The following is a 14,998-nucleotide window of genomic DNA, read 5'->3' as shown; positions in this document are numbered from 1 at the left end:
CCGACCCCAAGCCCTACGTCTGGACAAAGACCGCGGACGAAATCCTTGAACGCCTCGCCTCATATCTGAACAGAATTCCCGACTCAGAACACTAGAGCCAGGTCGCGAATTCCAGGAGGAGTTCCGCGTCGCGTTCGCGGCCGATCCTGCGGGCGCGGACGCCGGACTCCACCGCGCGGAACAGCGTCCAGCCGCGCAGCCGGTCCTGGTCCACCTCCAGGGACTCCGCGAGCCGTTTGATCCGCCGCCGGGTCGTCGACGGCCCCGACGGCGCCGCGATCAGGTCCTCCACCCGGTCCCGGACCAGCCGGGCCAGATCGAACGCGCACTCGCCGACCACCGGGTCCGGACCCACCGCCAGCCAGTGCATCCGCTCCCCGGCCAGCACCTTGCTCTGCCGGAACGTGCCGTGCAGCAACCGCCGGCTCGGCGGCGCCGCCGACAGCAGCTCCTCGCGGGCCGCGAGCGCCGCGTCGACCAGCGGAGCGACCTCCCGATGCGCGCCGGCGCCGGCCCGCATCGCCGCCGCCTGCCGCCCCGTGCGGTCCTCGACCGTCTCGAACGCGTGCCCGGCGGGCGGTTCCACCCACAGTCGGCGCAGCGTCCCCGCCGCCTCCAGCAGCGCCTTCGCCTCCGGCAGGGACCGCAGGGACACATCCGGGTGCAACCGCTCCAACAGCAGCACCCCCGCACCCGCGTCGGCCTCCAGCAGCCCCACGGCACCCCGTCCGGACCAGTGCGCCAGCGCCGCCCGCTCACTGTCCGGGCGGGCCCGGGGCGGAGCCAGCTTCAGCACGGCGGGCGTGCCGTCCGCGCGCCGGACCAGCACCACCAGACTGCTGCGGCCGCCCGGCACCTGGACCCGCTCGACCACCAACTCGCGCTCCTCGACGGCTTGTTCGGCCACCTGGGGCAGCCGCGCCAGCCAGTCGTCACCGGCCGGCGCCGTCTCCCCGAGCGCCCGGACCAGACGCTTCGGCGGTTCGAAAGCCATGCGCGAGTCGTTCCTTCCTGCCGTGCCGGCGGCTACGGGATCACCGCGACGGGGACGCCGACGTGGACACCGGCGGCCCTGCGGGTGCCGCCGTCTCATCGCCGTGTTCGGCGAGCCCAGGGAAGGCTACGCTCTCCCCGCTCCAGCGCACCGCCCGGACCGCGGCCTCACGCAGCGCCGCCGCGGCCGTCCCGCGCCGGGCGCCCGTCGTCGCCCGCACCAGGTCCGAGTAGACGTCGGCGACCCGCTCCTCCAGCCCAGCGGCGAGCCGTACGGCGGCGGACGGGTCCCGGACCGGGAACGGCAGGGCGTACGCGGCGCTCGCGGCGACCGGCCGGCCGCCCAGATCGCGCACCTCGCGGATCAGCGCGTCCCGCCGGGCCCGGTGCGCGTCGTACGCCGACCGTGCCTCCGCGCGCCGCCCGTCGGCGATCTGCCCGCCGACGACGCCGTACCCGTACACCGCCGCGTGCTCGGCGGCCAGCGCCGCCTGCAGGGCCGTCAGCGCCCCCTCACCGGCCTTCCCGCTCATGCCTCCCCCTTCGTCAGCAGATACGCGTGGGCCGCACCGGACGCCGCCACCGAGGCGAGCAGCCGGGCCACTTCGCCCGGCACCTCCAGCAGGTCCTTCGCGCGCTGGTCCGCGAGGGACCGTTCCGCGGCGGCCAGTTCGGCGACGGCGTCCTTCTCGGCGGGCGGCACGGTGGCCGCGGGGGAGGGCGACTTCGTGGGCGTCTTCGTGGGCGTGGCGTGCCCGAACGCCTTCACGTGGGCCGCGACCTGCGCCCGCAACGGCCGCAGCCGCTCCGCCAGCCCCGGATGGACGGCGAGCACGGCGTCGTACCGCGCGAGCAGGCCCGCGCTGTCCCGGCCCGCACGCGCGCGTGCCGCCGCGGTCACCGAGGGCGTGTCACCGCCCCCGGAACCGGTACCGGACTCCGCCGAGCAGCCCACCAGCAGGGCGGCACCGGCAGCGGAAACAAGCAGGGTTCGTCTGCGCGGCCCCGAGGGCTCGCGCGGCGGCGGGGGGTACGGCACGGATGACGTCCTCAGAGGCTCGTACGAACACACGGGCGGGAAAAGCACCCCGCCGCTGATCACCGTACCTGTGACGTGCCTCATCTCTCGTCACCGGCTCGTGGACCCCCCTAAGGGGCGCGGGGAACTGCGCGAGCAACCGGTCACGACCCGCACCCGCCGAACCACCACCGCCCCCGAGCTCTCGTGCGATCCGCCCGACCGCCGGAGGCACCCGCATGGACGGCAACACCCCCGGTGACCCGATACCCTTTGACCAGACACGCGACCCATCCCACAACAGCACACGCGGCCGAGGAGTCACCCGGATGAGCACCACCCAGAGCGAGAGGCTGCGAGAGCTGCTCGAACCGCTCGTCACCTCCCAGGGCCTGGATCTCGAAGAGATCGCGGTGGACTCCGTCGGACGCAAGAGAGTGCTGCGCGTGGTCGTCGACTCCGACTCCGGAGCCGATCTGGACGCCGTCGCCGATGTGAGCCGCGCGCTCTCGGCGAAGCTCGACGAGACCAACGCGATGGGCGACGCGGCGTACGACCTGGAGGTCGGCACCCCCGGCGCGGAGCGCGCCCTCACCGAGCACCGGCACTACGTGCGCGCCACGGACCGGCTCGTGAAGTTCCAGCTGGCCGAGGGCGGCGAACTGATCGCCCGGATCCTGAAGGCCGACGACGAGGGACTCGACGTCGAGGTGCCCGGCGTCAAGGGCCGCAAGCCCACGGCCCGCAGGCTCGGCTTCGCCGAGATCGACAAGGCGCGGGTGCAGGTCGAGTTCAACCGCAAGGACAAGGCAGCCGAGAAGGACATGAAGGAAGAGGAGGAGGCGTAGCCGTGGACATCGACATGAGCGCCCTGCGGGGCTTGGTCCGGGAGAAGGAGATCTCCTTCGACCTGCTGGTCGAGGCGATCGAGTCGGCCCTCCTCATCGCGTACCACCGCACCGAGGGAAGCCGCCGCCACGCGCGCGTGGAGCTGAACCGGGAGACCGGCCACGTGACCGTGTGGGCGAAGGAGGACCCCGAGGACCTGGAGGAGGGGCAGGAGGTCCGCGAGTTCGACGACACCCCCTCCGGCTTCGGCCGCATCGCCGCCACCACCGCCAAACAGGTGATCCTGCAGCGGCTGCGCGACGCCGAGGACGACGCGACGCTCGGCGAGTACGCGGGCCGCGAGGGCGACATCGTGACCGGCGTGGTCCAACAGGGCCGCGACCCGAAGAACGTGCTGGTCGACATCGGCCGGCTGGAGGCCATCCTGCCGGTGCAGGAGCAGGTCCCGGGCGAGACGTACCCGCACGGCATGCGCCTGCGGTCGTACGTCGTCCGGGTGGCGAAGGGTGTCCGCGGCCCGTCCGTCACCCTCTCGCGCACGCACCCCAACCTGGTGAAGAAGCTCTTCGCGCTGGAGGTGCCGGAGATCGCCGACGGGTCCGTCGAGATCGCCGCCATCGCCCGCGAGGCGGGTCACCGCACCAAGATCGCCGTCCGGTCCATGCGGTCCGGCCTGAACGCCAAGGGCGCCTGCATCGGCCCCATGGGCGGCCGGGTGCGCAACGTGATGGGCGAGCTGAACGGCGAGAAGATCGACATCGTCGACTGGTCGGACGACCCGGCGGAGATGGTCGCGAACGCCCTGTCGCCCGCGCGGGTGTCCAAGGTCGAGGTCGTGGACATGGCCGCCCGGTCCGCCCGGGTGACCGTGCCGGACTACCAGCTGTCGCTGGCGATCGGCAAGGAGGGGCAGAACGCCCGCCTCGCCGCCCGGCTGACCGGCTGGCGGATCGACATCCGGCCGGACACCGAGCAGACGGCCGGAGGGGCCGGGGAAGCCGGAGAAGCCGGGGAGTGACGTCCCGGGCGGGGCGACGGCCGGGGAATAGATCTCGGCCGTCCGTCGCTGAGATCACGTCAGCCTGCATGCAGCAACTGTTCGACTTTTCCCCTGAAGGGGTGAGGTCGGTACGGGGAGGTAGACTTAGAGGTGTCTGGCCGGACGCGAGCCCGCGCATGCCCTGAACGCACCTGTGTGGGGTGCAGGCAGCGAGCGGCCAAGGACGATCTGTTGCGCGCCGTGGCGGATCAGGAACAGTGCGTTCCCGATCCTCGCGGTACGCTGCCCGGCCGGGGTGCCTACGTACACCCCGACCCGGTCTGTCTCGACCAGGCGGTACGCCGCCGGGCGTTCCCACGGGCGCTGCGCGTCCCGGGGCCGCTCGACATAAAGGCGTTGCGCCGGTACGTCGAGCAGACGGACAGTTGCTGAGCAGGCAACACAGCACGAAGTGCCGTACGGAACCCCCCGTACGGCTCGGTACCTCGCGAGTCGAAAGCAGGTCGAGATTGCGATGAGCACTCGATGAGTACGCGATGAGTACGCCCATGAACTAGCGGCGGTCCGGCTTCACCCGGACCTCAAAGGAGCGAAGTGGCTAAGGTCCGGGTCTACGAACTCGCCAAGGAGTTCGGTGTCGAGAGCAAGGTCGTCATGGCCAAGCTCCAGGAACTCGGTGAATTCGTCCGTTCGGCGTCTTCGACCATCGAAGCGCCCGTAGTACGCAAGCTGACCGACGCCTTCCAGGGCGGTGGCAACGGCAGGTCCGCCGGCAAGCCCGCCCCCCGCAAGGCTTCCCCCAAGCCCGCCCCCGCGCCTTCGCCGGCGCAGGCGGCCCGTCCGGCTGCCCCGAAGCCGCCGACGGCCCCCAAGCCCGCCGCCGCGCAGCAGTCCGCTGCCCCGTCGGCGCCGGCTGCGACCCCCGGCCCGCGTCCGGTTCCGGGCCCCAAGCCCGCTCCGCGTCCGGCTCCGGCCGCCCCGGAGTTCACCGCTCCGCCGGCCGCTCCGGCCGCACAGACCCCGCAGGCCCCGGCCGCGCAGGGTCCGCGCCCGGGTGCCCGTCCCGGCGCGCCCAAGCCCGGTGGCCGTCCGGCCCCCGGTCAGGGCCAGGCGGGCCGTCCCGGCCAGGGCGCTCCGCGTCCCGGCGGTCAGGGTGCCCGTCCGGGCGGCCGTCCGGCCGGTCCGCGTCCGGGTAACAACCCCTTCACCTCCGGTGGCTCCACCGGCATGGCCCGTCCGCAGGCGCCTCGCCCGCAGGGCGGGCAGCGACCGGCCGGCGGCCACGGCGGCGCTCCCGGCGCCGGTCCCCGTCCGCAGGCCCCCGGTGGCCCGGGCGGCGCCCCGCGTCCGGGCGGTGCTCCCGGCCAGCGGCCGTCCCCGTCCGGCATGCCCCGCCCGCAGGGCGGCCCGCGTCCCGGCCCGTCCGGTCCGCGTCCGAACCCCGGCATGATGCCGCAGCGTCCCGCGGCCGGCCCGCGTCCCGGCGGCGGCCCCGGTGGCCGCGGTCCCGGTGGCGGCGGTCGTCCCGGTGGCGGCGGCGGTCGCCCGGGTGGCGGCGGCTTCGCCGGTCGTCCCGGTGGTGGCGGCGGCGGCTTCGCCGGTCGTCCCGGCGGCGGTGGCGGCGGCGGTGGCTTCGCCGGCCGTCCCGGTGGTCCGGGTGGCGGCGGTGGCCGTCCCGGTTTCGGTGGGCGTCCGGGTGGTCCCGGCGGCCGTGGTGGCACGCAGGGCGCGTTCGGCCGTCCCGGCGGTCCGGCCCGTCGTGGCCGCAAGTCGAAGCGGCAGAGGCGCCAGGAGTACGAGGCCATGCAGGCCCCGTCGGTCGGCGGCGTGATGCTGCCTCGCGGCAACGGACAGACCGTCCGCCTGTCGCGCGGTGCGTCCCTCACCGACTTCGCGGAGAAGATCAACGCCAACCCGGCGTCGCTCGTCGCCGTGATGATGAACCTCGGCGAGATGGTCACTGCCACGCAGTCCGTCTCCGACGAGACCCTCCAGCTGCTCGCCGGCGAGATGAACTACGTCGTCGAGATCGTCAGCCCGGAGGAGGAGGACCGCGAGCTGCTCGAGTCCTTCGACATCGAGTTCGGCGAGGACGAGGGCGGCGAGGAAGCGCTCGTCGCGCGTCCGCCGGTCGTGACCGTCATGGGTCACGTCGACCACGGTAAGACCCGCCTGCTGGACACCATCCGCAAGACGAACGTCATCGCGGGCGAGGCCGGCGGCATCACGCAGCACATCGGTGCGTACCAGGTCGCCACCCAGGTCAACGACGAAGAGCGCAGGATCACCTTCATCGACACCCCGGGTCACGAGGCGTTCACCGCCATGCGTGCCCGCGGTGCGAAGTCGACCGACATCGCGATCCTCGTGGTGGCGGCCAACGACGGTGTGATGCCCCAGACGATCGAGGCGCTGAACCACGCCAAGGCGGCCGACGTGCCGATCGTGGTCGCGGTCAACAAGATCGACGTCGAGGGCGCGGACCCGACCAAGGTGCGCGGCCAGCTCACCGAGTTCGGTCTGGTGGCCGAGGAGTACGGCGGCGACACGATGTTCGTCGACATCTCCGCCAAGCAGGGTCTGAACATCGAGCAGCTGCTGGAGGCCGTGGTCCTCACCGCGGACGCCTCGCTCGACCTGCGGGCCAACCCGGAGCAGGACGCGCAGGGCATCGCGATCGAGTCCCACCTCGACCGTGGCCGCGGCGCCGTCGCGACCGTCCTGGTCCAGCGAGGCACCCTGCGGGTCGGCGACACCATGGTGGTCGGCGACGCGTACGGCCGTGTCCGCGCGATGCTCGACGACAAGGGCGAGAACGTGGAGGAGGCGGGTCCCTCGACCCCGGTCCTCGTCCTCGGTCTCACCAACGTCCCGGGCGCCGGCGACAACTTCCTCGTCGTCGACGAGGACCGCACGGCCCGGCAGATCGCCGAGAAGCGGGCGGCGCGCGAGCGCAACGCCAACTTCGCCCGCCGTGGCGTCCGGTTCTCCCTGGAGAACCTGGACGAGGCCCTCAAGGCCGGCCTGGTGCAGGAACTCAACCTCATCATCAAGGGCGACGCGTCCGGTTCGGTGGAGGCCCTCGAGTCCTCGCTGCTCCAGCTCGACGTCGGCGAAGAGGTCGACATCCGCATCCTGCACCGCGGTGTGGGTGCGGTCACCGAGTCGGACATCAACCTGGCGACCGGCTCCGACGCCATCGTCATCGGCTTCAACGTCCGTGCGGCCGGCCGTGCCGCGCAGATGGCGGAGCGCGAGGGCGTCGACGTCCGCTACTACTCGGTCATCTACCAGGCGATCGAAGAGGTCGAGGCGGCCCTGAAGGGCATGCTGAAGCCGGAGTACGAGGAGATCGAGCTCGGTACGGCGGAGATCCGCGAGGTCTTCAAGTCGTCCAAGCTGGGCAACATCGCCGGTGTCCTGGTCCGCTCCGGAGAGGTCAAGCGCAACACCAAGGCGCGCCTCGTCCGCGACGGCAAGGTCATCGCGGAGAACCTCACCATCTCCGGTCTGCGCCGCTTCAAGGACGACGTCACCGAGATCCGCGAAGGGTTCGAGGGCGGTATCAACCTCGGCAACTTCAACGACATCAAGGTCGACGACGTCATCGCGACGTACGAGATGCGGGAGAAGCCGCGGTCGTAACCGACCACGGTTCGTGCCGGCCGGCGGGAGTTCGCTCCTGCCGGCCGGCGCGCCGTTGCCGGGCTCGCGGGTAAAGGGGGACGCGGGTAAACCCTGTCGAGCCTCCGGCGGGTACGCGGTACCGTTCTTGATGACCCCGGCCACACGGCCACGGGGCCATCGATCCCGTACCGGCGGGTGAACCGGCTACACACATGTACGTGGGGACTCTGTCCTTCGACCTCCTCCTCGGCGACGTCCACTCGCTGAAGGAGAAGCGCTCCGTCGTCCGCCCGATCGTCGCCGAGCTCCAGCGGAAGTACTCCGTGAGCGCGGCCGAGGTGGACCACATGGACCTCCACCGGCGAGCGGGCATCGGCCTGGCCATGGTCTCCGGCGACGCGGGGCACCTCACCGACGTACTGGACCGCTGCGAGCGGCTGGTCGCCGGCCGCCCCGAGGTGGAGCTGCTGTCCGTACGACGCCGCTTCCACGGCGAGGACGACTGACCGCACAGCGCACATCACAAAGACTTCAGAACGCAAAACGCAGAACGCAAGAAGAAGAAAGAACGGGAGACGGACCAGTGGCCGACAACGCGCGGGCGAAAAGGCTGGCGGACCTCATCCGGGAGGTGGTGGCCCAGAAGCTGCAGCGCGGGATCAAGGACCCGCGGCTCGGCTCGCACGTCACCATCACGGACACCCGGGTCACGGGTGACCTGCGGGAGGCGACCGTCTTCTACACGGTCTACGGCGACGACGAGGAGCGGCAGGCCGCCGCCGCCGGCCTGGAGAGCGCCAAGGGCATCCTGCGCTCCGAGGTCGGCCGCGCGGCCGGCGTGAAGTTCACGCCGACCCTCACCTTCGTCGCCGACGCCCTGCCCGACACCGCCCGGACCATCGAGGACCTCCTCGACAAGGCGCGGCAGTCCGACCAGAAGGTGCGCGAGGCGGCCACGGGCGCCACGTACGCCGGCGGCGCGGACCCCTACCGCAAGCCGGCCGAGGACGAGGCCGCCACCGGCACCCCCGGGGACGCCGGGACCGGCGAGACGGACGGCGACGCCGCGGAATGACCCAGAAACACCCCACGCCCGACGGCCTCGTCATCGTCGACAAGCCGTCGGGCTTCACTTCGCACGACGTGGTCGCCAAGATGCGCGGCATCGCCCGCACCCGGCGCGTCGGCCACGCCGGCACGCTCGACCCGATGGCGACCGGCGTCCTCGTGCTCGGCATCGAGCGCGCCACCAAGCTCCTCGGCCACCTCGCGCTGACCGAGAAGGAGTACCTGGGCACCATCCGGCTCGGCCAGAGCACCCTCACGGACGACGCCGAGGGCGAGATCACCTCCGCCACCGACGCCTCCAAGGTCGCCCGGGACGCCATCGACGCCGGCATCGCCAAGCTGACCGGCGACATCATGCAGGTGCCGTCCAAGGTCAGCGCCATCAAGATCGACGGCGTACGGTCGTACAAGCGGGCCCGCGAGGGCGAGGAGTTCGAGATCCCCGCCCGGCCGGTGACCATCTCCTCCTTCACCGTGTACGACGCCCGTGACGCCGTCGCCGAGGACGGCACCCCGGTGCTCGACCTGGTCGTCTCCGTGGTCTGCTCCTCCGGCACCTACATCCGCGCCCTCGCCCGCGACCTGGGCGCCGGCCTGGGCGTCGGCGGCCACCTCACGGCGCTGCGCCGGACACGCGTCGGACCGTACAAGATCGACGCGGCGCGGACCCTCGACCAGCTCCAGGAGGAGCTGACCGTGATGCCGGTCGCCGAGGCCGCAGCGGCCGCGTTCGCCCGCTGGGACGTCGACACCAGGCGCGCCCGTCTGCTCCTCAACGGCGTCCGGCTGGACATGCCCGACGAGTACGCCGGCACCGGCCCCGTGGCCGTCTTCGACCCCGAGGGCCGCTTCCTCGCACTCGTCGAACAGCACAAGGGGAAGGCCAAGAGCCTGGCGATCTTCGGCTGACCGGCGTGGGCCGGTTTCCGGCCTGCGCTCGCCGGCCGGCCGGGGCGCCCGGGGGCGCACCGTCCTGAACGGCTCAGGAGCGCGTGCCGGGCCGTGGCAGGGGCCTCCGGGCCGGCCGGCCGCTCCTCAGCGGCCGAGTTCCCTGCGCGTGACGCGACGGAGCCTGCGCCGCTGAGAGGGATCCGGCGTCAGGTACGCGGCGGTCCGTCGGCGGTTTCGGACCTGCGCGCGCCGGCCGGCAGGGTCCGTCGGCCCGCGCGTGCCGGCCCGTGGAGCGGCGGCCACGGGGTACTGCCACTCGCCGCCGCTCCACGGTCCCCCCTCGGTTCCCCCACCCCTAGGGTGCATCCACCGGTCCCCGCCTATTCACCCGACCGGGCAGGCGCTCGGAGTGAACCGGGGGAGCGGAAGGGGGCGCTTTCACCGCGCGATCTTTCCCGCTGATCACCGCCCGCCTACCGTCGAAAATCAGGCACGTGTGTGCGGACAGGGCGGGACCGGGCGGGGAGGTACGGCCATGGCGGAACGGGGCGGTGCCCTGCCGGACAGGGACGGTACGGGCGGCGGGGCGGCCGCGCGGGCCGTGGAAAACGGGGACCGGCCGGACACCGGGGGACGCGTGGCCGGCGATGGCCGGCGTGGCGGTGACGGTGGTCGGGGAGACGACAGCGGCCGCCGACGGGGCGGTGGTGACAGCCGCCGTAGCGACGACGGCAACGGCAACGCGCGCGGAGACGCCGGCGGCCCCCGTCGTGACGACGCCGCGACGCGCACAGCCGATGTCGATGCCGACGGCCGGCCGGGGGACGGCGCCCGACACCGTGGTGACCGGCGAGGACTGCGCAGGGATGCCGGCGGCCTCCGTCGTGACGGGGGACGTGGGGCACCCGCTGCACGCCCGCCCGGCGCAGACCGCAAGGAGGACGGCGACGCCCACACACCCGACCGGAGCCCTACCGACGCCCTCGTCCGGATCCATGACCTGGCCGGCCGCCCGCGTGGCGTCGGATTCCTCGCCGACCACCACGGCACCCTCCTCACCAGCCACGAGGCCGTGGACGGACTGCCCCGGCTGGTACTGCACGCGGCCGGGGGCCAGACCTGCGTCGTCGACGCCCACGCCGTCACCCCGCTGCCCGCGCGGGACCTCGCCCTCGTCCGCACCGAGGGCCTGGGCGTGGATCCGCTGCCGCTGACCACGCGGGAGCGGTTCGACGCCGGGACCTACGTAAGGATCGCCGCCGGCTGCTGGCGCGAGGCGCGCGTACTGGCAGCGACGCAGGTGACATACACCGCCACAGACCGCTTCCACCTCGTCGACGACGCCCTGGAACTGGCGATCGGCACAGCGGGACGGGACGCGCTGCGCCTCGGTGGCGGAGCGGCCGGGGGACCGGTTCTCGACGCGCTGACGGGCGCGGTGCTGGGCGTCCTCGGCACGGCACTGCACTCCGCCCAGCGCGATACGGGCTTCGCGGTGCCGCTGCGGTTCGCCGACGGCCCCCACGCCCTCGCCGAGCTGCTCGCCCGCAACGAGGCGACCGTTCCGGCCTACGGCGCGGACCTCAACCTGGCCGGAGTCCTGGAACTGGCCGCCACCTCGGTCGCCCAGGACGGCCCCCCGACCGCCACTCACGGCGCCGGTGCCACACCCCTCGTCGAGCGCCTCGCGCTGACCCGGGACCTGTCGGCGTTCGCCGCCGCCGGCACCCCGGTACTGGCGCTGGTGGGCGCCCCCGGCACCGGACGCACGACAGAGCTGGCCACCCTGGTTGCCCGCCGCACCACCCCCTCCCCACTGCACCCGCACACCCCGAACCCCACCGTTTCTCCGCAGCCCCGGCCCACCGCCGCTAACGACCCGACCACGGAGCCCCCGCCGCAGAGCACGGCGACCCCGACGGATGCCGCGGCACACCCCTCGGACTCGCGCGGCACGGACCCCACGGCCTCCGCTCCCTCTCCCCGGCCCTGGCCGATCGCCGGGAACGGCCCGGCCACGGAGCCCCCGCCCCGGACCACGGCGACCCCGACGGATGCCGCGGCGCGCCCACCGGGACCACGCGGCACGGACCCGGCGGCCTCCGCTCCCTCTCCCCAGGTTCGGCCGACCGCCGGGAACAGCCCGGCCACGGAGCCCCCGCCGCAGACCACGGCGACCCCGACGGATGCCGTGGCACGCCCCTCGGAGCCACGCGGCACGGACCCCGCGGCCTCCGCTGCCTGTTCCCAGACCCGGCCCAACGCCGCTAACCACTCGACCACGGAGCCCCCGCCGCAGAGCACCGGGATGCCGACGGATGCCACAGTGCGCCCCTCGGAGCCACGCGGCGCGGAACCCACCGCCTTCGCTCTTGTCCCCACGTTGTGTCCGGGCATCGCGGGTCCACCGGTGGCCGGTGTGCCCGCAGCCGCTCATGGCCGCGAGGTGCGGAGTGACGCCGGGGCCGCACCATGGTCCGGGGCGGCGTCGTGGCAGGTGGCCGGTGCGCCGGGCGCCGCGCCTGACCCGGTCCTCGGGCCGTGGCCGGACGCCACAACTCCACTCGTGGCCGATGCCTGCGCCGCCGGGCTTGCTGGCGCCGACCCGAGCAGCGCGGGCGGCGCCGTCGCGCATGCCGGCGCTGATCCCAGTAGCGCGGGCTGCGCTGCCCAGGCGTCCGACTCGGCCGGGGTCTCGCGCCGGACCACCGAGCCGTCGGGCGGGCTCCGCTGTACCGGTGCCGCCCACACGGTCGGCCGGAGCGATGCCCTTCCCGCCCCCACCCTCTGGCTGCGCGGCGCGGACCTGCACCGTGCCGATGCCTCACTCGCCGACGCGGTGCGGCGGAGCGTCGGACGGGCCGCACGGATCGTGGCCGCTGCCCGGGGCGTCCGCGTCGACGATCTCGGGGATGTCGGGGCGGAACGGCTGGCGCTGCTGGCCGGCGCGGCCGGGCGACCGCTGCTCCTGGTGCTGGACGGTCCCGAGGAGATGCCGCCCGTCCTCGCGCACCGGCTCGCCGAATGGACCCGGGGCACCGTGGAGTGGCTGCGGCAGAACGGGGTCCGGCTGGTGGTGGCGTGCCGGGAGGAGTACTGGGAGCGGGCCGGACGGGAGTTCCCGGCCGAACTGCTGCACGGCTCCGCCGACGCCGCCCGCGGCCTCCCGGCGTGCGTGCGGCTCGGCGACCTCACGGCCGAGGAGGCCGAGCACGCCCGGCGCCACTACGGCATCCCCGAAGGCGCCCTCGTCGAGCCCGACGCCCGACACCCCCTCACCCTCCGCCTCCTCGCCGACCTCTGCGCGGCCCTGCCCGGCACCCCCGACACACCCGACTCAGTCGGCCCCCTCGCCGACCCCCTCCCTCCCCCCCGGCCCGGCGGCAGGCCCCGGCATGCTCGCCGCCGGAACGCCCGCCGCAGCCGCCGTCCCGGGGACGCCCGGCACCCCCGCCCCCGAAACGCTGGACCGGCACGAGGTCTTCGCCGCTCACCTCGACCTGATGTGTCTGCGGATCGCGGTCCGGCTCGCCGCCGAGAACGGGGTGCGCGGGACGGCCGTACGACGGCTCGCGGCGCGGGTCGCCGGGCAGGTGCATGAGGCCGCCCGGCGCAGCCTCGGTCCTGGGCAGGGTGAGCTGGACCGGGAGTCGTTCGAGGCGGTGTTCCCCTGGGGCCCCGCGCCCGCCCGGCTCGGCGGCGGATCCGGCTGGGCGTCCGCCGTCCTCACCGAGGGCCTCCTCGTCCCGGCCGGCGACGGCTACCGCTTCGCCCACGAGGAACTGGCCGACTGGATCCAGGGCATCCACCTCGACCTGGACGAGGCACTGCACGCCCTGGTCCACCGCCCCCGCACCGCTGGGGCCGCCCACCCGCTCCCCGTCCCGCATCACCGCGTCGGCCCCGTGGTCGAGGCTCTCCTGCTCCTCGGCAGGCAAGAAGGGCCCCGCCAACTCTCCTTCCGTCTGCGCGAGTTGACCGACGCTCTCGACCTCGACCCGACCTCCTGGTGGGCCGCCCGCCTGCTCGGCCGCACCCTGCTCCAGGTCCCCGACGCGTCGCCGTACACCGAGGTGCTACGCCTCCTCGCCGACCGCGTCGTCGGCTGGCGGCGCGCGGAGCGCCCCGTGCCGGCCGAGTTCCGCCCGGACTTCTGGAGCGCCCTCCCCCTCCCCGACGCCGGGCGCCTGGACCTCCTGCGCCGGCTCCTCTTCGCGGACGCCGGTGACCGCGGCGCGGGCGGCCGCCACCTCGACGCCGTGGCCCGGCTGCTGGCCGCCGCCCCCACCGCCGTACAACCGCACCTGACCCGCTGGTTCGACGACGAGCGGCCGCTGCCCGCGACCCCGCACGCCACCGTGGCCACCGCGGCACAGGCCCTGCTGCACACGCACCGGCACGCTGCCCTGGACGACCTCACCGAGGTGCTGGCGGACAGCGCCCACCGCCGCGCCGACGAACTCCTCGCCGTACTCGCCGAGGAGGAACCCTCGGCCGTCTGCCGGGCCGTCGACCGCTGGGCGCACGACGAACACCCCGCCCGCCGCTCCACAGCCGTGACGTACGGGCTGCGCGCCGCCCCGCACGTCCTCACCGACGCCGATCGCGACCTGCTCCGCTACGCCGCCCTCACCCTCCTCGCCCGCCCGGCCGACCGGACCCTGCACGGCGGCGCCCTCGCCCTCCTGGTCCGCGACCCGCGCACTCGCGACGAGCACCTCGACCAGGGCCTGCGCCACTTCGCCGCCTGCGACCCGCGGTTCCCGCCCAGCGCCCTCGGCCCGGCCCTGACCACCCACCCCGGTCCGGTCCTCGACGCCTTCCGCGCCCGGCTGCGCGGCCCGGACGCGGGCGAGGCGCTGCGCACGCTCACCGACACCACCACACCCGGCCTCGCCCGCGACGTCGCCGCCGTCGTCCGGGACGCGGTGGCGCTGCGCCCGGAGACGGCCGGCCACGTCGCCGCGTGCACCGACCGCCGCCTGGACGACGGCCCGGCCGCCCGCGCCGCCCTGCTGCCCCTGGTCACCGGCCTCCTCGACGGCGGCACCGAGCCGCTCCGCGCGGCCCTCGCCACCGTGCTCGGCGCCGCCGGCACCACCGCCTCCCGCCCGCTGCGCCGCGAACTCCTGGACGTCCTGCTCGGACGCGAGGACGACCCGGCGGTCCTGGACGCCGTGCTGCACGCGGCGGCCGGCCACCGCAACGCCCCCCGCCACGACCCCAGAGACGATCCCCGCCGCGACGGCAGCGACGACCCCCGCCGTGACGGCCGCCGGGACGAGGAGATCCGGGAGCTGGTCCACCGCACCGGCCTGCTCCTCGTCCGCACCCCCGAGGGCGCCGCCCGCTTCGACCGCGGCCTGGTCGACCTCAGCCGCCACGTGCCCGGTTTCGCCGCGACCCTGCTCCGCTGGCTGGCCGACACCCCCGACGACTGGGCCGCGGTGGTCGGCCCGAGCGCCCGCCGCACGATCGAGCACCTGGCGGGGACACGGGTGCCGGCCTGAACCGGGTGCCGGGGCGCACGTCGCCGCAGGGCCGTTCGCCGA

At 74.4% G+C, this 14,998-nt stretch carries 12 protein-coding genes; 9 read left to right on the top strand and 3 right to left on the bottom strand.

Annotated elements, in window-relative coordinates; all coding sequences use genetic code 11:
- Window positions 1-91: 91 nt before the first annotated feature.
- From ABZ854_RS31215 to ABZ854_RS31205, 3 genes are read right to left on the bottom strand one after another with little or no spacing between them, the layout of a single operon-like run.
- Window positions 92-994 (bottom strand): aminoglycoside phosphotransferase family protein, encoded by a 903-nt coding sequence (locus ABZ854_RS31215; RefSeq protein WP_361217549.1) that lies wholly within the window; start codon window positions 992-994, stop codon window positions 92-94.
- 40 nt (window positions 995-1,034) lie between these two features.
- Complete coding sequence (locus ABZ854_RS31210) at window positions 1,035-1,526, bottom strand: ferritin-like domain-containing protein (RefSeq protein WP_361217546.1); 492 nt, start codon at window positions 1,524-1,526, stop codon at window positions 1,035-1,037.
- Window positions 1,523-2,032 carry a hypothetical protein gene (locus ABZ854_RS31205; RefSeq protein WP_361217543.1) on the bottom strand — a complete coding sequence of 170 codons (510 nt, stop codon included), beginning with the start codon at window positions 2,030-2,032 and terminating at the stop codon, window positions 1,523-1,525. The genes ABZ854_RS31210 and ABZ854_RS31205 overlap by 4 nt, the downstream gene beginning before the upstream one ends.
- Before the next feature lie 308 nt (window positions 2,033-2,340).
- Here ABZ854_RS31205 and rimP point away from each other — a divergent pair, with 308 nt between their 5' ends.
- The 9 genes from rimP (at window position 2,341) to ABZ854_RS31160 (ending at window position 14,956) form a co-directional block, all read left to right on the top strand.
- Window positions 2,341-2,859, top strand: a complete 519-nt coding sequence (gene rimP, locus ABZ854_RS31200) for a ribosome maturation factor RimP (protein ID WP_361217540.1) — start codon at window positions 2,341-2,343, stop codon at window positions 2,857-2,859.
- A 2-nt stretch (window positions 2,860-2,861) separates the two neighbouring features.
- Complete coding sequence (nusA, locus tag ABZ854_RS31195; protein WP_361217537.1) at window positions 2,862-3,878, top strand: transcription termination factor NusA; 1,017 nt, start codon at window positions 2,862-2,864, stop codon at window positions 3,876-3,878.
- A 132-nt stretch (window positions 3,879-4,010) separates the two neighbouring features.
- Complete coding sequence (locus tag ABZ854_RS31190; protein ID WP_129306252.1) at window positions 4,011-4,292, top strand: YlxR family protein; 282 nt, start codon at window positions 4,011-4,013, stop codon at window positions 4,290-4,292.
- Window positions 4,293-4,454: 162 nt separating this feature from the next.
- Window positions 4,455-7,505: a translation initiation factor IF-2 gene (gene infB, locus ABZ854_RS31185; protein WP_361217533.1), complete on the top strand. Its 3,051-nt coding sequence runs from the start codon at window positions 4,455-4,457 to the stop codon at window positions 7,503-7,505.
- 194 nt (window positions 7,506-7,699) lie between these two features.
- Complete coding sequence (locus ABZ854_RS31180) at window positions 7,700-7,993, top strand: DUF503 domain-containing protein (protein WP_361217530.1); 294 nt, start codon at window positions 7,700-7,702, stop codon at window positions 7,991-7,993.
- A 77-nt stretch (window positions 7,994-8,070) separates the two neighbouring features.
- Window positions 8,071-8,562 carry a 30S ribosome-binding factor RbfA gene (gene rbfA / locus ABZ854_RS31175; RefSeq protein ID WP_361217527.1) on the top strand — a complete coding sequence of 164 codons (492 nt, stop codon included), beginning with the start codon at window positions 8,071-8,073 and terminating at the stop codon, window positions 8,560-8,562.
- Entirely contained in the window at window positions 8,559-9,464 is a 906-nt protein-coding gene (gene truB, locus ABZ854_RS31170) for a tRNA pseudouridine(55) synthase TruB (RefSeq protein ID WP_361217524.1), read from the top strand. Before rbfA ends, truB begins: the two co-directional genes overlap by 4 nt.
- Before the next feature lie 1,054 nt (window positions 9,465-10,518).
- A complete protein-coding gene (locus tag ABZ854_RS31165; protein ID WP_361217521.1) occupies window positions 10,519-13,047 on the top strand; it encodes a hypothetical protein in 2,529 nt (842 codons plus the stop codon).
- Window positions 12,950-14,956 carry a hypothetical protein gene (locus ABZ854_RS31160; RefSeq protein WP_361217519.1) on the top strand — a complete coding sequence of 669 codons (2,007 nt, stop codon included), beginning with the start codon at window positions 12,950-12,952 and terminating at the stop codon, window positions 14,954-14,956. Before ABZ854_RS31165 ends, ABZ854_RS31160 begins: the two co-directional genes overlap by 98 nt.
- Window positions 14,957-14,998 lie beyond the last annotated feature (42 nt).

The organism is Streptomyces sp. NPDC047028 (assembly GCF_040644095.1).
Lineage (GTDB): Bacteria > Actinomycetota > Actinomycetes > Streptomycetales > Streptomycetaceae > Streptomyces.
Note: the sequence above shows the minus strand (reverse complement) of the source record. Positions and strands in the feature narration are given on the sequence as shown.